At 67.6% G+C, this 18,688-nt stretch carries 25 protein-coding genes; 15 read left to right on the forward strand and 10 right to left on the reverse strand.

Annotation, left to right across the window (positions count from 1 at the left end; translation table 11 throughout):
* Positions 1 to 14: 14 nt before the first annotated feature.
* Both LTV02_RS15065 and LTV02_RS15070 read left to right on the forward strand, forming a co-directional pair.
* Positions 15 to 752 carry an ABC transporter ATP-binding protein gene (locus LTV02_RS15065; RefSeq protein ID WP_233040581.1) on the forward strand — a complete coding sequence of 246 codons (738 nt, stop codon included), beginning with the start codon at positions 15 to 17 and terminating at the stop codon, positions 750 to 752.
* The gene (locus tag LTV02_RS15070; RefSeq protein ID WP_233040582.1) at positions 749 to 1,588 is read left to right on the forward strand and encodes an ABC transporter permease; all 840 of its coding nucleotides are present in this window, start codon (positions 749 to 751) and stop codon (positions 1,586 to 1,588) included. The genes LTV02_RS15065 and LTV02_RS15070 overlap by 4 nt, the downstream gene beginning before the upstream one ends.
* Here LTV02_RS15070 and LTV02_RS15075 read toward each other — a convergent pair.
* A complete protein-coding gene (locus LTV02_RS15075; RefSeq protein WP_233040583.1) occupies positions 1,585 to 2,928 on the reverse strand; it encodes a cytochrome P450 in 1,344 nt (447 codons plus the stop codon). The two genes, LTV02_RS15070 and LTV02_RS15075, sit on opposite strands and share 4 nt — an antisense overlap.
* Before the next feature lie 459 nt (positions 2,929 to 3,387).
* On the opposite strand from LTV02_RS15075, the gene LTV02_RS15080 reads away from it, so the two are divergent.
* The 5 genes from LTV02_RS15080 (at position 3,388) to LTV02_RS15100 (ending at position 5,022) form a co-directional block, all read left to right on the forward strand.
* The gene (locus LTV02_RS15080; protein ID WP_233040584.1) at positions 3,388 to 3,825 is read left to right on the forward strand and encodes a phage holin family protein; all 438 of its coding nucleotides are present in this window, start codon (positions 3,388 to 3,390) and stop codon (positions 3,823 to 3,825) included.
* Positions 3,822 to 4,223, forward strand: a complete 402-nt coding sequence (locus LTV02_RS15085) for a DUF3618 domain-containing protein (protein WP_233040585.1) — start codon at positions 3,822 to 3,824, stop codon at positions 4,221 to 4,223. The genes LTV02_RS15080 and LTV02_RS15085 overlap by 4 nt, the downstream gene beginning before the upstream one ends.
* A 4-nt stretch (positions 4,224 to 4,227) precedes the next feature.
* Positions 4,228 to 4,494 (forward strand): DUF4235 domain-containing protein, encoded by a 267-nt coding sequence (locus tag LTV02_RS15090; protein WP_233040586.1) that lies wholly within the window; start codon positions 4,228 to 4,230, stop codon positions 4,492 to 4,494.
* 91 nt (positions 4,495 to 4,585) lie between these two features.
* A complete protein-coding gene (locus LTV02_RS15095) occupies positions 4,586 to 4,801 on the forward strand; it encodes a hypothetical protein (protein ID WP_233040587.1) in 216 nt (71 codons plus the stop codon).
* Positions 4,798 to 5,022 (forward strand): hypothetical protein, encoded by a 225-nt coding sequence (locus tag LTV02_RS15100; RefSeq protein WP_233040588.1) that lies wholly within the window; start codon positions 4,798 to 4,800, stop codon positions 5,020 to 5,022. Before LTV02_RS15095 ends, LTV02_RS15100 begins: the two co-directional genes overlap by 4 nt.
* Positions 5,023 to 5,057: 35 nt before the next feature.
* Here LTV02_RS15100 and LTV02_RS15105 read toward each other — a convergent pair whose 3' ends face one another.
* Complete coding sequence (locus tag LTV02_RS15105; protein WP_233040589.1) at positions 5,058 to 6,020, reverse strand: hypothetical protein; 963 nt, start codon at positions 6,018 to 6,020, stop codon at positions 5,058 to 5,060.
* Positions 6,021 to 6,067: 47 nt separating this feature from the next.
* On the reverse strand, positions 6,068 to 6,568 hold the full coding sequence (locus LTV02_RS15110; RefSeq protein ID WP_233040590.1) for a hypothetical protein: 501 nt from the start codon (positions 6,566 to 6,568) through the stop codon (positions 6,068 to 6,070).
* Positions 6,569 to 6,651: 83 nt separating this feature from the next.
* On the opposite strand from LTV02_RS15110, the gene LTV02_RS15115 reads away from it, so the two are divergent.
* Complete coding sequence (locus LTV02_RS15115) at positions 6,652 to 7,128, forward strand: hypothetical protein (protein WP_233040591.1); 477 nt, start codon at positions 6,652 to 6,654, stop codon at positions 7,126 to 7,128.
* A gap of 45 nt (positions 7,129 to 7,173) precedes the next feature.
* On the opposite strand, the gene LTV02_RS15120 is transcribed toward LTV02_RS15115, so the two are convergent.
* Positions 7,174 to 8,079, reverse strand: a complete 906-nt coding sequence (locus LTV02_RS15120; RefSeq protein ID WP_456299814.1) for an AraC family transcriptional regulator — start codon at positions 8,077 to 8,079, stop codon at positions 7,174 to 7,176.
* A gap of 100 nt (positions 8,080 to 8,179) precedes the next feature.
* Between LTV02_RS15120 and LTV02_RS15125 the strand changes: the two genes are divergently transcribed.
* Positions 8,180 to 9,244 (forward strand): saccharopine dehydrogenase NADP-binding domain-containing protein, encoded by a 1,065-nt coding sequence (locus tag LTV02_RS15125; RefSeq protein ID WP_233040593.1) that lies wholly within the window; start codon positions 8,180 to 8,182, stop codon positions 9,242 to 9,244.
* Here the strand turns inward: LTV02_RS15125 and LTV02_RS15130 are convergent, their stop codons facing one another.
* Positions 9,245 to 9,649: a nuclear transport factor 2 family protein gene (locus LTV02_RS15130; RefSeq protein WP_233040594.1), complete on the reverse strand. Its 405-nt coding sequence runs from the start codon at positions 9,647 to 9,649 to the stop codon at positions 9,245 to 9,247. It abuts the gene before it with no gap.
* A gap of 37 nt (positions 9,650 to 9,686) precedes the next feature.
* Entirely contained in the window at positions 9,687 to 10,130 is a 444-nt protein-coding gene (locus LTV02_RS15135) for a hypothetical protein (protein WP_233040595.1), read from the reverse strand.
* A 129-nt stretch (positions 10,131 to 10,259) separates the two neighbouring features.
* On the opposite strand from LTV02_RS15135, the gene LTV02_RS15140 reads away from it, so the two are divergent.
* A complete protein-coding gene (locus tag LTV02_RS15140) occupies positions 10,260 to 10,877 on the forward strand; it encodes a TetR/AcrR family transcriptional regulator (RefSeq protein ID WP_233040596.1) in 618 nt (205 codons plus the stop codon).
* Positions 10,878 to 11,038: 161 nt separating this feature from the next.
* The gene (locus tag LTV02_RS15145; RefSeq protein WP_233040597.1) at positions 11,039 to 11,884 is read left to right on the forward strand and encodes an SMP-30/gluconolactonase/LRE family protein; all 846 of its coding nucleotides are present in this window, start codon (positions 11,039 to 11,041) and stop codon (positions 11,882 to 11,884) included.
* Between the two features lie 16 nt (positions 11,885 to 11,900).
* Here LTV02_RS15145 and LTV02_RS15150 read toward each other — a convergent pair whose 3' ends face one another.
* The 3 genes from LTV02_RS15150 to LTV02_RS15160 all read right to left on the reverse strand — a co-directional run bounded on the left by LTV02_RS15150 (position 11,901) and on the right by LTV02_RS15160 (position 13,562).
* On the reverse strand, positions 11,901 to 12,524 hold the full coding sequence (locus LTV02_RS15150; protein ID WP_233040598.1) for an antibiotic biosynthesis monooxygenase family protein: 624 nt from the start codon (positions 12,522 to 12,524) through the stop codon (positions 11,901 to 11,903).
* Positions 12,525 to 12,613: 89 nt separating this feature from the next.
* Entirely contained in the window at positions 12,614 to 13,297 is a 684-nt protein-coding gene (locus LTV02_RS15155) for a GAP family protein (RefSeq protein ID WP_233040599.1), read from the reverse strand.
* A gap of 31 nt (positions 13,298 to 13,328) precedes the next feature.
* Positions 13,329 to 13,562, reverse strand: coding sequence for a hypothetical protein (locus LTV02_RS15160; protein ID WP_157762110.1), 234 nt, complete (start codon positions 13,560 to 13,562; stop codon positions 13,329 to 13,331).
* Between the two features lie 586 nt (positions 13,563 to 14,148).
* Between LTV02_RS15160 and LTV02_RS15165 the strand changes: the two genes are divergently transcribed.
* A complete protein-coding gene (locus LTV02_RS15165) occupies positions 14,149 to 15,075 on the forward strand; it encodes a terpene synthase family protein (RefSeq protein WP_233040600.1) in 927 nt (308 codons plus the stop codon).
* Positions 15,076 to 15,139: 64 nt separating this feature from the next.
* Here the strand turns inward: LTV02_RS15165 and LTV02_RS15170 are convergent, their stop codons facing one another.
* On the reverse strand, positions 15,140 to 16,138 hold the full coding sequence (locus LTV02_RS15170) for a helix-turn-helix transcriptional regulator (RefSeq protein ID WP_233040601.1): 999 nt from the start codon (positions 16,136 to 16,138) through the stop codon (positions 15,140 to 15,142).
* A gap of 121 nt (positions 16,139 to 16,259) precedes the next feature.
* On the opposite strand from LTV02_RS15170, the gene LTV02_RS15175 reads away from it, so the two are divergent.
* The 3 genes from LTV02_RS15175 to LTV02_RS15185 all read left to right on the forward strand — a co-directional run bounded on the left by LTV02_RS15175 (position 16,260) and on the right by LTV02_RS15185 (position 18,663).
* Positions 16,260 to 16,673 carry a VOC family protein gene (locus LTV02_RS15175; protein ID WP_233040602.1) on the forward strand — a complete coding sequence of 138 codons (414 nt, stop codon included), beginning with the start codon at positions 16,260 to 16,262 and terminating at the stop codon, positions 16,671 to 16,673.
* Positions 16,674 to 16,778: 105 nt separating this feature from the next.
* On the forward strand, positions 16,779 to 18,017 hold the full coding sequence (locus tag LTV02_RS15180; protein WP_233040603.1) for a thiolase family protein: 1,239 nt from the start codon (positions 16,779 to 16,781) through the stop codon (positions 18,015 to 18,017).
* A 46-nt stretch (positions 18,018 to 18,063) separates the two neighbouring features.
* Positions 18,064 to 18,663, forward strand: coding sequence for a GyrI-like domain-containing protein (locus LTV02_RS15185; RefSeq protein WP_233040604.1), 600 nt, complete (start codon positions 18,064 to 18,066; stop codon positions 18,661 to 18,663).
* The last annotated feature ends 25 nt before the right edge of the window (positions 18,664 to 18,688 follow it).

The following is an 18,688-nucleotide window of genomic DNA, read 5'->3' on the forward strand; positions in this document are numbered from 1 at the left end:
CGGCTCCGGGCACCGTGATCGATATTCGTGACCTCACCCTGAGCTACCCGGGCGTGACCGTCCTCGAAGTCCCGGAACTCACCGTGGCGGACGGGACGGTCACCTACCTGATCGGTCTCAACGGCACCGGCAAGACCTCGCTGCTGCGGTGCATCTGCGGCCTCGTCACGCCTGCCACCGGGACCGTCCGGGTCGACGACACCCTGGTGCGAGCCCATCACACCGCCCCCGCCACACTCGGAATGCACCTGGACTACCGGGCTTTCGACCCACGCCACACCGCGCGCCGGCATCTGCGCTGGATCGCTCGTGCCCGTGGCCTGTCGACCGGCCGGGTCGGCGAGGTGCTCGAGCTCGTCGACCTGGTCCGGGTCGCCGATCGCAGGCTGGGGCACTATTCGCTGGGCATGCTCCAGCGCGTCGGCATCGCCGCCGCACTGCTCGGCGAGCCGCGGACCTTGCTGCTGGACGAACCGCTCAACGGCCTCGACGTCGCGGGCATCCGCTGGATCCGTGAACTGCTGCGCGATCTGGCCGCGGCCGGGACCTGCGTCCTGGTCGCCACGCATCTGCTCGACGAGGTCGAACGCAATGCCGACCACATCGTCATCCTCGGCAACGGGGGCGTGCTGACCGACCAGCCCTTCACCCAGCTGATGAGCACGCTGGAGCCCGGCGAGACCAGCCTGGAAGACGCCTACGTGCGCATCGCCGGCCTGCCCACCCGTGTCGTGTCCGGCGCGGCCTCATGAACGGTCCCGGTCCGGCCACCCTCATCGGCCGCGGCGTCACCGCCGAATGGACCCGCACCACCGGACGCAGTTTCCTGTGGACGGTCGCCGTCCCGCTCACCTTCGCCCTGCCGCTCGCCGTCACCTTCGGAATCGCCGCTGTGGCAGAACGACTCGCCACCCTCCCGGGACAGCGTTTCGTGTCCCCGGTGTCCACCGTGAACTCCGTGTACTGGGTGATGACCTTTTCCGTGTCGATCATGATGGTCACCGCCGCCTACGCCCACGGCACCCAACGACGCGGCCCGACAAACGATCTCAACACCTTCCTGTTCCCCCGGCTGTGGACGGCCGCGCTGGCCCGCTGGATCTACTACGGCGCCATCGCGGCCGTATCGACGCTGGTGCTGCTCGTCGTCGTCATGGTCACGCTCCCCCACCAGTTCCCGGAACTGTATGGGGCCGTTGACATCACCGATTCGGCCGGTGTCCGGTTCCTCTGGACCGTCCCGGTGTACGCGTTCGCCGCGTGCGGAGTGGGCATCGCGGTCGGGTCGCTGATCCGCGCGCCGTCCGCCGCCGTCGCCGTCCTCCTGTTCTGGGTGTATGTGGCCGAGGCCGCCATGAACCTGCTTCCGCACGGCTTCACCCTGCAGGCCTACGCCCCGTTCCTCAATGCCGTCGCCGCGACCGGTCAGCAGGTCGCGTTCGTACCCCGCTTCGGGCGCACCGGGTCGTTGCTCTACTTCATCCTGGTCGCCGTCGCCCTGTTCGCCGCCGCGGCCGTGCTGCCCGTCCTCCTGCGCCGGATGTCCGGATATCGCAGGGCGACGCTCACCAAATCACGCAAGACCTAGCCGAGGTTCACCGGCTCGGTGGTCGCGATCGCTCTTGCCACGGCGGGGCGGACCTCCAGCGGAAGCGATCGCATGCCGGGGATCGGACCGAAGGCCCGCCCGTGCTTCTTGGTCACGACCGGGTGGAACTCCCACTTCGACAGCAGGCTGTGGAGCGTGGCCTGCAGTACCACCCAGGCGAGGTTGCGACCGACGCACATTTGATTGCCGATGCTGAACGGGACGAAGCCCCGGACCTTCGATCCGGAGTCCGACCACCGATACGGGTCGAAGGTGTTGGGCTCGGCGAAGATTCGCGGGTCGCGGTGGACCGCCGCGATGCTGTATCCGATATCGGTTCCGGCGGGGAAGGTGAATCCGCCGAGTTCGACGGTGGTGACGCTGCGCCTGGTCTGCAGGATCGGCGAATGGAATCGCGTGACCTCGTTCAGGAAACAGTTCAGGTAGTCGAGCTGATCGAGTTTCCGGGGGTCGAGCCCTTGCGTATCGGCGATCTCCTGCCGCAGTTTCGCAGCCACCTCCGGACGCTGCGACAGCTCATACAGCGACCAGGTCAGGGTGGCGGTCAAGGCGTCCATCCCACCGAACAGGATCGTCACGGCCTGCTCCGACAAGAACTTGTCGCTACGGTGTTCGGCGCCAGGGGAATTCAGCAGGACGTCGATCAGATCGCTCCGGCGCTCACCGCTGCGCCGGCGCGCCACGAGCAGGTCCTGGCAGAAGTCCCGCAGTCGCGTACCGGCCGACAGGAAATCGCGGTTCACCGGCAGGGGCAGGCTCGCCACGCGCTTCGGCAGCACACTGCCGACGATGGCGCCCGCGCTGATGCTGTCGATCAGTCCCGAGATGAGTTGCAGTTCACCGGCTTCGGGCGCGTGCGAGAACATGGACTCGAGCAGAACGGTGATCACCAAGTCCAACAGCACGGAACGGGCCTCGATGAGCTGGCCCGGCTGCCAGGAGTCCGCCAGCGCATCGGCGTAGCGTTTCGAGATCGGCGCGTAGCCTTCCAGTTCCGTGCGATGGAACGCCGGTTGCACCAGGCGGCGAATCTCCTTGTGCTGCTGGCCATCCGCGACGATCAGCGATTCCTCGAATATGAGGCGGATGCGCTCGAAGAGGAGGCCGCGCTCGTAGGAGTCGGCGTTATCAACCAAGACCTGGTGGAGCAGTCCGAAATCGGTGATGACGTAGACGACGCGGGTGCCGATATCGACACGCACTATTTTCCCGATGCCGGCCAGATCCACCATGAACTGGACCGGATCGCGCCGCAGCCGCCAGCCGTGGCCGACAACCGGCATCCGCCCGGGTCCGCGGGGGACGTCACGAAGGTTCACTGCGGGCTGCCCTTCTTCCGGGAGGCTCGATGCCGAAAAGCGTGTTCTTCACTGCCCGAGTCACCACCGTCGCCGCGCGACCACCGACCGGTCGGGTCGTTCATGGCCAACTCCTGGATCAGCGTGTCGGAAACGAGCTCCTGGCAACTCTCGCCAGACCTGCCTGACAGCCGAGCGGGGGCACCGAGGCCTGTCATCCATCAACGCATCACGTTAGTCCGGATCATGGACCGGCCACCACCTTTTGCCGAAACACTTACGACCCGAGTGCCATTCACCGCGTTGTCCGATACCCGCTGGATCGCGCGAGAGGCTGTGCGGACGTCACCCGGGGCAGACAGGTCGCGAGCAGGTGGTTACCCCGTGTTAGACGCCCAGGTTTGGGTAGGCGGTTGACAGAGGCGTTCGGGGCTATCCGGACGTGACCATCGAGCGACAGCGAATCCGGAGGTGATCGCCGTGTCGAGTGTGCAACCGCAGCACATCGGAGCCGGGCCGGCTACCCACAACCCTGACCAGGAGACGGTGGGTGAGCTGGTGCAGCGGGCTTCACAGCAGCTGACCGAGCTGGTGCGCGGGGAGTTGAGGCTGGCACAGGCCGAGATGAAGGAGAAGGGGAAGCGGTACGGGGTCAGCGGCGGGCTGTTCGGCGGTGCGGGCGTGGTCGGGTTCCTGACCTTGCAGGCCTTGGTTTTCACCGCGATCGCGGCGCTGGCCGTGGAATTGCCGGTGTGGGCGTCGGCGCTGATCGTCACCGCGGTGCTCGCCGTGATCACCGCGGTGCTGGCGCTGGTCGGTCGCAAACAGGTCGGTCAGGCCACACCGCCGGCGCCCGAGCAAACGATCGAAACCGTCAAAGCCGATATCGCGCAGATCAAGGAGAGCGCACAGCGATGAACAAGCCGGACCCGGAACAGCAGACCGCGGCAACCGTCGACGAACTGCGTGAGCAGGTCGAGAACACCCGCGAAGAACTCGCGCAGACCGTCGAAGCGCTTTCGGCCAAGACCGATGTGAAAGCCCGCGCGCACGACAAGGCCGAGGCGGCCAAGCAGCAGGCCGCCGCCAAGGTCAATCAGTTGAAGGACAAGACCGCCGACGCCGCCGAACAGGCTCGTGCCCGGACCGCGCAGGTCGGTCGTACCGTGCGGGACAAGACGCCGGAACCGGTGCGGCACAGGACATCCCAGCCCGCCGACCAGGCCCGTGATCACCGCGGCCTGGTGCTCGCGGGCGCCGGTGCGGCGGGCCTGGTGACGACGGTGTGGGTGGTGCGCCGCCGCCGGAACGGATGAACCCATGAAAGCCACCAAAATCGCCTACAAACCGGTCGGCCTGATGCTGGGCATGATCAGCGGCCTGCTCGCCGGCGCGGCATTCAAGCAGGCCTGGAAGCTGCTCGGCCACGACGAAACCGCACCCGAGGCCACCGACGAGGAGCGCAGCTGGCAAGAAGTCCTCCTCGCCGCCGTCATCCAGGGCGCGATCTTCGCCGGCGTCAAAGCCGCCGTCGACCGCGCCGGCGCCACCGCCACCCGCCGCCTCACCGGCACCTGGCCCAACTGAATCGCACTGATGGGTATCAGCCCGGCGTCCAACTGACCGGCGGCGCCGCAACCGGCTAGGCTGCGGGGAAAGTCGGCCTAGGGGAACCACAGTGACGAATTTGATCCTGGTGCTGGCGGTCCTGGATATCGTGGCGATGACGGTACTGGTGATCGTCCATCGCATCCCGCCCTTGTACCGACGACTGCAGACAGCGCTTGTCGCACAAGGGTATTGGCGATCGACGTGGCCCTCGACCCGGACGATGATCCCGCCGCTGCTGCTCGCCCTGGTGGGCGTACTGTGGGGACTCGTACTCCTGTTGTGACGAAGATGGAGGATCGCTTGTACCGTCAAATGCTGAATGTCATTGCCGGCGGCGCGTTTACCGTCACGCTCGCCCTGCAACCCGGAATCGCCGCTGCGGCAACCGACGAACTGCCGGCCGCACCCTCGACCACTACCGCGACTCCGATCACCGCACCGTTCGACCCGATCTGCCCACTGTGCTTCATCCGCGAATTCCTCGAAAGCGGTTCCGGGCGCTGACAATCCGCGCGGCGGGACCGGCGCGAGCCCGCGACCTATTCGCGGATGCGCCAGAGGGTCGTCGTCCGTCTGCCGGTTTCCCACAGGACGGCCGCGAACAGGTCCGAGGACAGGGGCGCCACGCTCTCGACGAATCCTTCCGGTCCCGCCCAGCTCTCGAGGTCCACCAGGTCGAGGATCTGCGCGTCGGTGAGGGCGCCGCTGGTCAGCACGGGAGCTTGCTCGGTGCCCAAGAGCAGCACGCGATCATCGCGCAGATAGCCGCCGTAAGTGTCGAATCCCATCGTGAGACCGATGGATTCGGCATCGAGGGCCCCGAGTATCTCCAGGCTCGGCCAATTCGTCACCACCACATGGGACGGATCAGTGGGGTAGGCGCCGAGCAGCAGCCGCTCACCGGTCGAGTCGAACGCAAGGCTGAGGTAATCGTCGCCGCGAAAGATCTCCCGAACCACGAGCTCGTCTCCGTCCGCGCGGATGACGGTCAGCACGTTGCCGTTTTGGCCCATCGTGAAATCGCCGACCACCGCGGGCTCAGTGGGGTGGCGGAGCAGGCGCGGTGCGGCGTCGTCGACTTCGACGAGCGTCTCGGCGAGAATTTCACCGGCGAGGTCGGTCAGCAGTACCCGGTGAGATTCGGTGAATCGCCGTCCCGTTCGCGGGGCGCTGGGCGCGGTCACGAGTAGTCGATCCGGGGCGATGAAGGCCGCACTGTCGGCGGGAACGGGCACCCGGAGCGGCTCCGCGCCCGCAAAAGCCTGAATCCACAAACAGTCCGGGGTGGCCGCGGCGATCACATTCGACCCCGCGTCGACATCCAGCAGTCGAGCCGCACCCGGCAGCGATGTCGGCCGGCACTCGATCGGCGTCAGCGTCGCGCCCCAGAGGGTCAGCACGCCATCGGTGAGTGTCGTTGCGAGCCGGGAGATGGAGCGCGTGAACGGCAACCTTCCGTCGAGTTCTTCGATGATTTCAACCAGTTCGGCTCTCCATGGCACACCGCGACGGTAATCGGGTTGTGGTGCCCTGATCGAATCGACCGTGATTACTCACTTTGCGCGTGGTCAGGGCGTGCGCCGAGAATACTGTGCTGAGCCGCTTGTGGGCTGGAATCGGCGGCAGCGGTGCGTGCGGCCGCGATGGCGGCGGTGAATGCGGAGCGGAGTTCGTGGGCCGGTTCGCCGAGGACGATGCCACTGAGGATCAGTTCGATCATGACGCGGTCGTAGTCGTCGGTCATGCGCCGGTGGTGTTCGGGATCGGTCTCGACGGTTGCCGAGGTTATTTTTCGGCTGTCGACGTCGATCGGGGAGAAGTGCACCTGGTATATCCCGTAACCGGTCCAACTGCGGTGCATGAAGACCGTGTCGCCTTCGGTGAAGACGTCCCACTTCTCGTCCATGCTCGGCGCCTTATAGCCCATTCGGATGCGGTCCCAGTCGCTCGCAGTCCAGACACGGGCAGGCAGTTGTGCAAGCTGCAGCGGGGCGACGATCGGATGTAGCTTGCGGAAGGAACTTCTCGTCAGTGGCGCGTCACGATCCATCGCCCGATCGTAGGTCCACCGCGGGACGAGGTCGGGCGCTGCGGGGGCTGGGAGGGCGGTTGTGGGTGGCATAGGCTCGAGGGGTGGACAAGCCGCCGTTGTATCGGAAGGACAACACCACCGCGCGGGGGTCGCGACCGCGCGGGGGTGAGTACCGGCATCGGCGCAATACGAAGCGGGTGGCGAATTCCGATGTGACGCAGGAGGGTATGGGGCGGGTGGAGCGGCGGGGGCGTGATTACACGCCGCTCTTTCGGTTTTTGTTGTCGAAGGTGGGCTCGGATTGGGAGGGCACGTATGCCGAAGCTCAGTCCCGGCTCGATCGGATTGAACCTATTTTCTGGCTGGTGGCGATGCGGGAAGCTGACCGCCGGGACTATGTGCGGGTCAGTGAGTCGACCTATTACAGCGGGCTCTACGTCGCCGATGACGGAACACTGCAGGTTGTGAACCCCGGTATCGATGCATCGAGCCTGGAGCCTCGGTGTGGGTGCTGCACCCACACGTTCAACGGCGTGCGGTTCACCAGGCCGGCTCCGTCGGGTTCGTCACCGAGCTAGCAACAAGCCCGGGGTATCGGATCCCGCGTTGGGGCGCTTGTGTTTTCAGACGGCGATGATGGCGGGCGCGTCCTCCCCGCGCCGGTATTGGCCGGGCGCGAGACCGTATTCGCGTTTGAACGCCTTCGCGAAGGCGAATTCGCTCTGGTAGCCGACTTTGCGGGCGACGCCGGACAGTGGGGTGTCGGTGTCGCGGAGCAGGCGCGCGGCGGTGAGCATGCGCCAGCGGGTGAGGTAGGACAGGGGTGGTTCGCCGACCGTGGCGGTGAAACGGCGGGTCAGGGTGGCTCGGCTCACGCCGGCGACGGCGCTGAGGTCGGGTACCGTCCAGGCCCGTTCGGGGGCGTCGTGGATGGCGCGCAGTACGGCCAGGACGTCCGGATCGGTGAAGGCTGCGGCCCAGCCGGTCGGGGTGGCTTGGTTTTCGAACCAGGTGCGCAGGGCGAACAGCAGCAGGGTTTCCAGCAGCGCGGGGATGGCGGCATCGGTGCCGGCGCGTGGTTGCGTGAGTTCGGCGGCCAGGATGTCCAGGAGGCCGCGCAGGCGCGGATCGGTGCCGGAGCGGATGTGCACGAATTCGGGCAGCTCGTCGAGTAGCGGGTGACTGCGCTGACGGCCGAGTGCGTAAGCGCCACACATCAATTCGCTGCGCGGGCCGGGGCCGGTGAGCTCGCGGGGTTCGCCGATGTGAGCCTGTTCGGTCACGGGGCTGTCGAGGCTGTCGACGAGTACGTGGTCGGAACCGCGCGGCATGAGGATCACGTCCCCGGCGCCCAGCGCGATCGGTGCGCCGGTGGGCGGCACCAGCCAGCACGAACCGGCGAGCACGACATGGAATCCGGTGCCCGGCACCACGGGGTAGCCACGGCCCCACGGGGCATGGCGAATGAACATTCCGCAGGTAGGAGCACCTGTACAAATGGCGGTGATGGTTTCACTGAGCACGTCCACGCCGCCAATCTAGTGACCGGCCGGCCGGTGAGTCATTCGGGCATCGAGCTGAGCCGTTGAGCCATTCAATCGCGGCGAGCCGCGCCATAACTTCGTTCTCATGACGAACACCGCGAAGCATTCGAACCCGCAGCACCCCACCGTCGCCGTCTACGGAGCCACCGGTCACACCGGCGGTTACGCCCTGCACGAGCTCCGCCGCCGTGGCATCACGCCGGTTCTGGTGGGCCGCAACGACACCCGGCTGCGCGCCGCCGCGACCGCCGCGGGCATGCCGGACGCCGAGATCCGGATCGCCGATCTGGACGACCCGGCCGCCCTGACCGCCGCGTTCGCCGACGCCGACGTGGTGATCAGCACGCTGCCCGCCTACGTCACCTTCGGCGAACCGGTGCTGGCCGCCGCCATCGCGGCCGGCGCGCACTACACCGACACCTCCGGCGAGCAGTTGTTCCTGAAGAAGGCGTTCTACGAGTACGGCCCGCGAGCCGCGGCCGCGGGGGTGACCATCCTGGCGGGCATCACCAACAGCAACCTGCCCGGCGACCTGCTCGCCCATTCGGCCGCTCGGCAGGTGCCCGGACCGGCCGAGATCGTGATGAGCCTGGTGACCCGCGGCACCGGGTCGGGGTCGCGGGGCAGCGCGGAAACCGTGCTGGCCGGGCTGGACTGGTTCCGGGCGGGCGGTTGGCACTACGAGAGCGGCGAGCTGCGCACCGGTCCGATCGATCGGCATACGCTGATGACCTTCCCGGGCGACGCGGAGCCGACCGCGGTCGCCAAATTCCAGCAGCCGCCGGTGCTCACCATCCCGCGCCACACCGACGTGTCCTTCGTGGCGGGCGTCGTCGAAGCCGAAATGCTCACGCAGCTGGCCGGTTTCACGCCCGAGCTGCTCGAATCGCTGCCCGAGCCGAGCACCGATCTGCGGTACGAGCTGGTGCTCGACGCCATCGGATCCGACGGCACCGCGGTCCGCGGCGTGCTCACCGGGCCGGACGCGTACCGGGACACCGCGATCATGGCGGTGGAGGCGGCGGTTCGCCTGGCGGGCGGCGGGACCGAACCCGGCGCCCTCGCGCCCGCCGAGGCCTTCGAGCCTGCCGAGTTCCTGAATTCCCTTGCACTGCTGGGCATCACCTGGACGATCGAGCGTGTGCGGTGATCAGTCCTTGCGAACCCAGGCGGGCACGACCTGCACCTCGCTGAGCCGCCAGCCCGATGCCGTCCGGGTCGCCGTGCAGACCTGCCGGAGACCGGCGGTCTGGTGCGGCGGCTGACCGTCCCGGTAGTAGAACACCAGCGAGTTGCCTTGGGCGGCAGCGTGATCGCCGTCGACGGTTACCAGCAGGTCGGTGGTCGTGTGCTGGCTGCGTTCCCCATCTACTTCGCCCTGGCGCATGAAGGCGACGACCTTGTCGATGCCCTGGACTTGCACCCGGGGCGAGTTGACCCGCACGTCTGCGGCGAAGACGGTGTGGGCGTCGTCCCAGCGCCGCTCGTCCAGGAGGAGCGCGAAGCGGGCGAACAGGTCGCTGATCTCGATGCGGTCGGCGGTCAAGGTGGACATGGCTTCCTCTTTCGTTGGCGTGGTGGGTGTTCCGGCTTCAGGCGCGGGCCAGTTCCTCGGACATGCGGGCGGTGATGGTGGTCAGGACGCGCGCCGCGACGGCCAGGTCCTCGGGGTCGATCGCACCGTAGGCAGCCTGCACGATCGCGCCGGACGCGGCGCGGACCTGGGCGGTCAGGGCGGCGCCCGCGGCGGTCACCTCCAGCCGCTCTCCGGATGCGACATCCAGCAGTCCTGCCGCCAGCAGCGCCGTCACGGCATGGTCGACGTCCGCCGGATTCCATTGCGTCATACCGGCGATGCGAGTGACGTGCACGGTCCGTTCGATCGGCCCATCCGCGGCGACCGCCTGGTTGAGGGTGATCCACTGCTTCTCATCGAGCGTGGTGCCGGCCAGGGCGCGGGCCAGGACCGCGGTGTGATGCTTCTCGGCCTGGCCGATGATCGACGGGTTCAGGGTGGTCGAGGCGGTGGCACTCATGGCGATCTCCTGCATCAGGGGTGTTCGTTGACGACTCCAATTCTGACACTCAGTTCCACTCGTGCGCAAGTCCCAATTAAAACTTGGTTTCTTTAGATTCCAAGGTTCACGAGGCGCTAGGATCACGGCATGGCCACCACCGACGCCCTGCCGCTACGCGAACGCAAACGAATCCGCACCCGCCGCGCACTCGCCGACACGGCACTGCGGTTGTTCACCGAAAAGGGTTTCGCCGCAACGACAGTGCAGGAGGTGGTGGACGCCGCCGAGGTCTCGCGCAGCACCTTCTTCCGCGCCTTCCCCACCAAGGAGGATGTGGCGATCGAGTCCGAAACCGAGCTCTGGACAAGCTTTCTCGACGCCCTCACCGCACGAAAACTCGACGGCCCGGTCCTGGCCGCGCTGCACGACGTACTCGCCGATTCGGTCCACACACTCCCGGAAGACTGGGACAGGCGCTACATCGCCACCCGGCGACTGATCCTCACCGCCCCCAGCCTGCTCGGCCACGTCGGCTACACCCGAACCGGCGTACAGAAACAAATCGCGGACCAGCTCACCGCAACCCTCACCCTCCCCGCCGGGGATCTACGCCCCCGCATTCTCGCCGAAACGACCACCACCGCCTGGAGCATCGCCGGCCGAGACTGGGTCGCCACCGACGGAACCGGCGGCCGGACCGCCCTGCTCGACCGATTGCGCGCAACATTCGACGCCGTCCCCACCGCCCTGAACCTGTCGGCCTAGGGCACGCCTGACGCCGAGGCGGTGCGGGATGGGGCCGATCGGTTCTATGGCGAATTGCGGTGGCCGAGAAGGTCGCGGCGCTTGCGCCTGACGACGGCGATTAGTTTCGGGGGGTTGGGTCGTCATCCAGATATCGGGATCGTTCGAGTCGGAGGTGGCGTATGACGGGGCGGCTGTTGGAGTCGGCGGTGCTGGTGGAGGGGTTGGCGCTGGGTGAGTCGCCGCGGTGGCACGGGGGGCGGTTGTGGTTGTCGGATTGGATGGCGGGGGAAGTGCTCAGCGTGGATTCGGCGGGGCGGGTTGCGGTGGAGTTTCGGATGAAGGGGTTGCCCTTCTGTTTCGATTGGCTGCCCGATGGGCGAATGGTGATCGTGGACAACAGTGCCGGGCGGAAGGTGTTGTGCCGGGAGGGCGGGGATGGGCTGGTGACGTATGCGGATCTGGCGGGGGTCGACGAACATCCGTGGAACGAGATCGTGGTCGATGGGCAAGGGAACGCCTACGTCAACGGGATCGGGTTCGACATGATGGCCGGGGAGGAACCGTCGACGGGGGTCATCGCGCTGGTGACGCCGGAGGGGACGGTTCGGCAGGTGGCCGATGAACTGTATTTCCCCAACGGGATGGTGATCACCGCGGACGGCTCGACCTTGATCGTGTCCGAGTCGCACGCGAAACGATTGACCGCCTTCGATATCCGGCCGGACGGCAGCCTGGGCCGGCGCCGGGTCTGGGCCGAGGTCGATGGCCATCCGGACGGAATCTGCCTGGATGCGGCCGGGTCGGTGTGGTGCGCGGCGATGACCGGGTGCCTGCTGATCGCGGAGGGCGGGGCGGTGCTCGCGGAGGTTCCGCTCGATCGCAGCCCGTTCGCCTGCGCGCTCGGTGGGCCCGACGGCTCGACGCTGTACATCGTCGCGGCTCGGTGGGAAGGAACCGAGGGCATGGACGTGCGGCGGCGGACCGGGCAGGTGCTCACCGCGCGGGCGCCGGCGCCGCGACCCTGACGGCGCCGCCGCGGGATTACACCAGTTCGGGGACCCGCAGGTGCGCGAGTGCCAGTTCGAATTCGCAGACTTCGACCACGCTGACACCGGTCTGGCGGGTGGTCTGGTCGCGGAGGGCGGTGGCCTGGGCGCGGTTCTGTTTCAAGGCGTCGGCGGAATCGTAGGTGGCGCACGAGACGGCATAACCGGATTCGCGGTCGACCAGCAGGCTTGCGCTGCAGAATCCTTCGAGCGCTTCCATGCCCGGCAGCGACATGACTTTGTAGCCTTCGATGGCGGCGTCGAGGCGATCCGGTTCGGTCTTGACCCAGACCGCGCGGACGCAGGCGCCGGACGGGGTGTGATGGTTGCGGTGCAGGACCGCGATCTCCCATTCCTCGACCTGGGGACTGCCGCCGAACATGGTGGCGGCCTGGTCACGCATGGAACGGACGCGGGCCGCACTGGCGCGCATCAGTTCCTCTGACTCCCATGCGGTCGTCACGATGCAGCGGCCGGTCTGCTGCCGATCGATCAGCAGGGACAGCCCCACGAAACCTTCGAAGGATTCCAGGGCGGGCAGGATTTCGTCGCGGACATGCGCGGTACCGGCGTCGATCGCGGACAGCCGCGCGTGAATGGTGGTAGAGCGTGCGAACACGACCCACCTCCTCGGTGCTCAGGGCAGCACCCCGGCGGCGCCACCGGTGCACCTCACACTGCTCCTTCGCGATGCCGGTGACAAGGGACTCAGAGCGCCGAATAATTCCGGAGCGCGTCGAGGACGAGCAGTGCGCCGCAGAGCAGGAAGACGATGCGAACCGACAGCGGACCGTACCGGTTCAGGCCCCGCACGAGAGCGCGGTAGCCGCGCTGGGCCCGGGGTGAGCGACTGGTCGCGGTGATCAGCACCAGCAGCGGCGGCAGCAGTGCGATCAGGCAGTAGGCGACGACGATCAGCGGCCACAGCGCGGGCCGCGGCTCACGGACGGTGAGCATGGCCAGCGCCGCGAGGTAGGGCACCGCGGTCGGCGCCTGCCCGAGCCCGATGCCCGCGCCGAGCAGGCCGAGCCACAGCGGACGGCGGCGCGCTTCGATCGCCCAAGACGGCATCGACCCCATCGCCCCGCCCGACAAACGGACCCCGCCGAGCAGCAGCAGGATCGCGCCGACCACCAGTTCCGCCCAGTATCGGACGGTGGGCGTGATGTCGAACTGGATCAGGTCCGTCAGGAAGCTCAGACCCAGCACCGTGACGATGCCGAATGTGGTTGTGACCGCGAATATCCCGGTGATGAAACTCAAGGCCCCGGGCACGGGCGAGCGCCGGCCCAGGCGCGAGTCGACCACTACCGCGGCGGTGATCCCGATGTTCAGGACGTGCAGTGAGTCCAGGAGGGCGAACCCCGCGAGCGCTAGTAAGAAGGTCAACATGGCCCTACCGACCATACGGTAGGGAACGCGGTCAGCCGCCCTGCAGGCGGACCTCGGAGTCGAGCAGGGCCGCGTATTCGACGAGCGCGGATTCCTCCGGGTCCGGTCCGAGCCGGGCCTCCACCTGGGCGCGGTCGATCAGGATCATGCCGGGCGCGTCGCCGGCGGGGACGACTTGCGTGCGGCCTTCGGCCAGCACCAGACAGGCATCAGGGTTCGCTGCGGCCAACAGTCTCCGCAGATCCGAGGCGGTGACGGTATCCATGGTCATATTCTGCGCGCCGCCGGACCGCGCCGCGGCGGCGCCCCGCCGAACGTCAATGTCGGGACCGCGGGGCGGCATCGTTTGCATAACGCTTCGCACTCCGGCCGTTTCGTGCTTCAGCAAACTCGGGCGAACGTCCTGTTCAGCGTGATCGATCGGCGTTCGCGCGCGCGGCCGAGGTCATCGAGCGCCGCGAAGTGGACCTCGGACCGACTTCGAGTGATCTCTGAAGTCGTTATGCCGCAGGGCAGTTCGGCACATTTGGTCAGGAGATACCCACCGGTTGCTCGCCATCGACCGGTATCTCCGGATATGATCGACAGTAGGGCAGCTGTCACCTCCGGGTTCGCGAACTCCTCGCAACCCATTGAGTCCCAAGGGATTCGGCGAATTCGGAGCAACGGTATCCGCGAGAGATCCGCCCCTGGTCGTTACGCCTTCGATAGCCCGTTACCGCCCCTGACGAACGTAGCTGGGAAACAATGGATTTCTCGGCGGACGATCAGGGACGGACGGTCCGGCGACTCAGGACCGCGCGGCGCCGGCTGCTTCTTCTGATAGCTGCCACGCATGCGGAGGAAGTCTGATGAAATCACAGCGCCAGATGAAGGAAATCATGGCGGCGGTCGAGCGCCTGCCCCATGAGGAAGTATTCCCGAGCCCCCACGTCGATCATGTCCGGAAACAAGTGCTGCGCTGGGCCCGGCGGCACGGCCTCGACGGCGGCGGGCATTTCGAGCGAACCTGTTGCTGGAGTTGCGCCGCGTACGCACTCCCGGACGCGCCGGTCCAGGTGATCGAGCTGGCGGCCAAGCTGATCGGCTGGATGTTCCTGTTCGACGACGTCTACGGGGAAGGCACGGATCCGACCGCGGCCATCGAGGTCTTCGATGCCTGCGAGCGGGTGCTGCGCGGCGAGCAGCCGCGATCCGACAATCGATACCTGGTGGCGCTCAGCGATTTCCGCGAGCAGTGCGCCCGTTTCGCCGGGGAGGCGTGGCTGGATCAGTTCGCCACCGATATGCGGATGTTCTTCCACGGTTGCCTGTTCGAGATGCCGTACCGGCAGATGGATCTGATGCCGTCACCCGGCGCGTACCGATACCTACGTACTTTCAGTATCGGCCTGTTCCCGCCCTTCGACCTGATCGAGCTGGCCTACGGCGAGATCGCCCCCGCGCACCTGCGCCTGTTCCGCGATGTCCGCCAGACCAGCGCCGTGCTGTGCGCCATCGTCAACGACCTGTACTCCACCGTCAAGGAAGACGATTCGCTCAACTACGTGACCGTGCTGCGCGCCGATACGAATCTGACTGTCGCGCTGGACGACATCGTCGAGCTCTACACCGAACTGCTCGACGAGCAGGCCGCCCAGATCGCCGCCCTGACGGCGCTGCCGGAATTGAGTCCGGCGGAACGAAGAGTCGCGCGCAGCCTGCGGGCCTGGGTGCACGGCAATTACGCGTGGACCAAACTCTGCAGCCGCTATCACCCGCCGGCGATCGCCGTTTGAATCACCCGATTGCTTCTCGGCCGCGCTCATCGACTCGAGCGCGGCCGAAAAAGTGTTCCGGGCACTAGGTTTCGATCCGTGTCGCGGGCGTAGCCGCGGCCGTGTAGCGGCGGGCCAGGCGGGCGCACGCGGACGTGAGTTCCGGCGGGGCGAGCACGTCGAACTCGGCGTCGAACCTGCCGATCATGGTGGCCAGGCTGATCCACGACCAGGAGCCGAGAAGCAGGCGGGTGCGATCCGGGGCGAGTTCCTCGGCGACTTCGTCGCGCAGGTAGGGCGTGATCTCGGCGATGGGCAGGTGCAGGATCACTTCACCGCGGCAGGGCCAGCCGGCGCCCGCCTCCGCGCCTCGGAAGCGGCCGGTGAGGAAATTGTTCAGGTCGCCGCCGGGGAGCTCGCGGGGGACGAAGCGCGGACCGGCGGGGGTGCGCGGGGTGATGCGGTCGGCGCGGAAGACGCGCCAATCGGCGCGCTCGAGATCCCAGGCCACCAGATACCAGCGCGCGGCGCGGACGACGAGATGGTGCGGCTCCACGCGGCGCGGCGGACCCGGTGCACGGTCTGCCGTACCGGGCGGGGAGGCGTAGTCGAACCGCAGCACCTCGCACGCGTGCACGGCGGCGCCGATCGCCTCGAGGACTTTGCCGCTCACCGGTGAATCCCGCTGCGTCGTAGGTCTTTCGACGGTGGAGATCGTGAGGCGGTCGACACGGTTGCGCAGGCGCGCGGGCATGACCTGGCGCACGGTGGCCAGCGCCCGCGCCGCATCCTCGGCGATGCCCGCGCCGGAACCGCCCGCCGTCCGCAACGCCACGGCGAGCGCGACCGCCTGTTCGTCGTCGAAAAGCAATGGCGGCAGGCGGGTTCCGGCCTCGAGCCGGTAGCCGCCGTCTGGGCCTTTGAAAGCCGCTATGGGATACCCGAGTTCGCGCAACCGGTCCACATCGCGGCGCACGGTGCGCGGGCTCACCGCCAGGCGTTCGGCCAGCAGCACGCCCGGCCAGTCGCGGCGCGCCTGCAACAGCGACAGCAACGCCAGCAATCTCGCGGAGGTCTTGGGCACGAGCTCGAGTCTGCCAGCAGTAGCGGACACATCCTGTCCGCTACCGCTGCGAGGGTCGTCTCGTACCCGGAGAACGGGACGATCCGGCGGCGACGAGCCGCGCATCCGAAAGGTGAACCGCATGTCGATCCAGACCACCACCCACCTGAACTTCCGGGGCGATGCGCGTGAGGCGCTGGAGTTCTACCGGAAGGTCTTCGGCGGCGACCTGGTCGCCGTCACCTACGCCGATACCGGGAACGTCCCGGACGCGACCACGCCCGAGCACGTGATGTGGGGACAGGTGCTCGCGCCCAACGGTTTCCATGTGATGGCCTACGACGTGCCGAGGCCGCTCCCCCATCGGCCGGGCGAGAATTCCTTCTTCGTCTCCGTGCGCGGGGAAACCGCGGAGGAGATCGCGGGCTACTGGGACGCCCTGTCCGAGGGCGCGGCCGTCCGCGTCCCGCTGGGTCCGTCGGGCTGGACGCCGGCCTACGGGATGCTGCGGGACCGTTTCGGCGTGATCTGGGTATTGGACGTCGCCGTCCGGTAGTCGCGTCCGTCGATCCCGCCGGAATCGCCGGAATCGAGGCAAGATCGATAACGGCGGCCGGCGGCTCGCCCGGGCCGCAACCCGAAGCCTTCGAAGGAGATCGTGATGACGGAAGCGTATGTGCTCGGCGGGGTCCGGACCCCGTTCGCCCGCTACGGTGGCTCGCTGTCGCATATTCGGACCGACGATCTGCTGGGCATGACCATGAAGGGCGCGTGCGAGCGGGTCGGGGTGGGCCTGGATCAGATCGAGGACATCGTCGCGGGGTGTGTGAATCCGGCGCACGAGGGCATGGGCGATGTGGCGCGGTGGGGCGCGCTGGCGGCGGGGTTCCCGGACAGCGTGGCCGGAGTGACGATCAACCGGTTCTGCGGATCGTCGCTGAGCGCCGCCATCAATGTCGCGCATGCCATCAAGGCCGGGGATCTGGGCGTCGGGATCGCCTGCGGCGTCGAGTCCATGTCGCGGTCGGGGTGGGCGTACATGAAGGGCGATTCCCCGTTCGGACCGCGCGGTCCGGTCATCCTGCTCGACACCATGTGGGCGGGTGCGGGCGGTCCGGCCAATCCGGCGCTGCTGGCCCGCAACGCGTACATCGGCATGATCGAGACGGCGCAGAACGTGGCCGACCGGTATGGGCTGACCCGGGAGGAGATCGACGCGTTCGCGCTGCGCACCCAGCGGAATGCCAAGGCGGCCAGGGATTCCGGGCGGCTGGCCAAGGAGATCATGCCGGTCGAGATCGCCGGGAACCGCAAGACGCCCGCGCGGCTGTTCGAGCACGACGAGTTCATCCGGGACGACACCACGGCCGAACGGCTGGCGGCGCTGCCCCCGCAGCCGGGGACCACGCAGATGACCGCCGGCAACTCGACGCCGCTGACCGACGGGGCCGCCGCGCTGGTGCTGGCCTCGGGTGAGCGGGCCGCCGAACTCGGGGTCGAACCTCTCGCGCGGGTGGTGTCGTCGGCGGTGTACGGCATCGATCCGCTCTTCATGGGCCTGGCTCCGGCGTGGGCGCTCCCCCTCGCCATCCAGCGCGCCGGGCTCACGCCCGAGCAGATCGACGTGTGGGAGGTGCACGAGGCCTTCAGCGCCCAGGCGCTCGGCGTGCTGCGCGAATTGCCCAATCAGCTGGGCGGATTCACCATCCCCGACGAGAAGCTGACCCCGAACGGCGGCGCGGTGGCGATCGGCCATCCCTTCGGCGCCACCGGGGCCCGCTACGTCCTCACCCTGGCCACCGAACTGCGCGAACGCAATGCCCGCTACGGCGCGATCGGCGTGTGCATCGGCTCCGGCCAGGGCGTGGCCATCGTCCTGGAGAATCCTGCCGCAGCCTGAACGCGGTATTGACTGTCCCGTTGCTGGAGGGTTCAGAATCGCTCCCATGGACACGCTGAACCTCCGGACCGAGTACCGGCAGCTCTACGCCCCACGACCGGAGCCCCTCCTGCTCACGGTCCCCGAGCTGCCGTTCCTCATGATCGACGGTAAGGGTGACCCCGACGGCCCGGAATACGCCGCGGCCGTCAGCGCCCTGTACGCGGTCGCCTACGGCATCCGCGCCCTGCTGAAATCAGCTGGCACAGTGCTCTATTCGGTCCCCCCGCTACAAGGCCAATGGGACGGCGGCCCCAGCGCCGACCGCAGCGACTGGACCTGGACCATGATGATTCAGCAACCGCCGCAAGCGGATCCGGACACGGTAACCGAAGCCTTCGCGATAACCCGCAAGAAGAAACCGAACCTACCCGTGGACCAGGTCCGCTGGGAACTGTTCGACGAGGGCGAGTGCGCCCAGATCCTCCACATCGGACCGTATGCCACCGAACCCCCGACCCGAGCCCACCTGATGGCTTTCCTCACCGACGAAGGCCGCACCCTCCGAGGCCGCCACCACGAGATCTATCTGTCCGCCCCGGGCCGGGTCGCACCGGAGTCGATGAAGACCCTCATCCGCTACCCGGTCATGCCCCGACCCAACTGACCTACCCCGTTCGCCCGCACCACGA

The organism is Nocardia yamanashiensis (assembly GCF_021183565.1).
GTDB lineage: Bacteria > Actinomycetota > Actinomycetes > Mycobacteriales > Mycobacteriaceae > Nocardia > Nocardia yamanashiensis.

What these genes read in the sequence shown, in the direction of transcription:
- LTV02_RS15180 (WP_233040603.1), top strand. Translation starts at nt 16,779, where the DNA reads ATGACGGAAGCGTATGTGCTCGGCGGGGTCCGGACCCCGTTCGCCCGC.
- LTV02_RS15070 (WP_233040582.1), top strand. Translation starts at nt 749, where the DNA reads ATGAACGGTCCCGGTCCGGCCACCCTCATCGGCCGCGGCGTCACCGCC.
- LTV02_RS15145 (WP_233040597.1), top strand. Translation starts at nt 11,039, where the DNA reads ATGACGGGGCGGCTGTTGGAGTCGGCGGTGCTGGTGGAGGGGTTGGCG.
- LTV02_RS15160 (WP_157762110.1), bottom strand. Translation starts at nt 13,562, where the DNA reads ATGGATACCGTCACCGCCTCGGATCTGCGGAGACTGTTGGCCGCAGCG.
- LTV02_RS15140 (WP_233040596.1), top strand. Translation starts at nt 10,260, where the DNA reads ATGGCCACCACCGACGCCCTGCCGCTACGCGAACGCAAACGAATCCGC.
- LTV02_RS15125 (WP_233040593.1), top strand. Translation starts at nt 8,180, where the DNA reads ATGACGAACACCGCGAAGCATTCGAACCCGCAGCACCCCACCGTCGCC.
- LTV02_RS15110 (WP_233040590.1), bottom strand. Translation starts at nt 6,568, where the DNA reads ATGGATCGTGACGCGCCACTGACGAGAAGTTCCTTCCGCAAGCTACAT.
- LTV02_RS15090 (WP_233040586.1), top strand. Translation starts at nt 4,228, where the DNA reads ATGAAAGCCACCAAAATCGCCTACAAACCGGTCGGCCTGATGCTGGGC.
- LTV02_RS15175 (WP_233040602.1), top strand. Translation starts at nt 16,260, where the DNA reads ATGTCGATCCAGACCACCACCCACCTGAACTTCCGGGGCGATGCGCGT.
- LTV02_RS15155 (WP_233040599.1), bottom strand. Translation starts at nt 13,297, where the DNA reads ATGTTGACCTTCTTACTAGCGCTCGCGGGGTTCGCCCTCCTGGACTCA.
- LTV02_RS15135 (WP_233040595.1), bottom strand. Translation starts at nt 10,130, where the DNA reads ATGAGTGCCACCGCCTCGACCACCCTGAACCCGTCGATCATCGGCCAG.
- LTV02_RS15165 (WP_233040600.1), top strand. Translation starts at nt 14,149, where the DNA reads ATGAAATCACAGCGCCAGATGAAGGAAATCATGGCGGCGGTCGAGCGC.
- LTV02_RS15185 (WP_233040604.1), top strand. Translation starts at nt 18,064, where the DNA reads ATGGACACGCTGAACCTCCGGACCGAGTACCGGCAGCTCTACGCCCCA.
- LTV02_RS15130 (WP_233040594.1), bottom strand. Translation starts at nt 9,649, where the DNA reads ATGTCCACCTTGACCGCCGACCGCATCGAGATCAGCGACCTGTTCGCC.
- LTV02_RS15085 (WP_233040585.1), top strand. Translation starts at nt 3,822, where the DNA reads ATGAACAAGCCGGACCCGGAACAGCAGACCGCGGCAACCGTCGACGAA.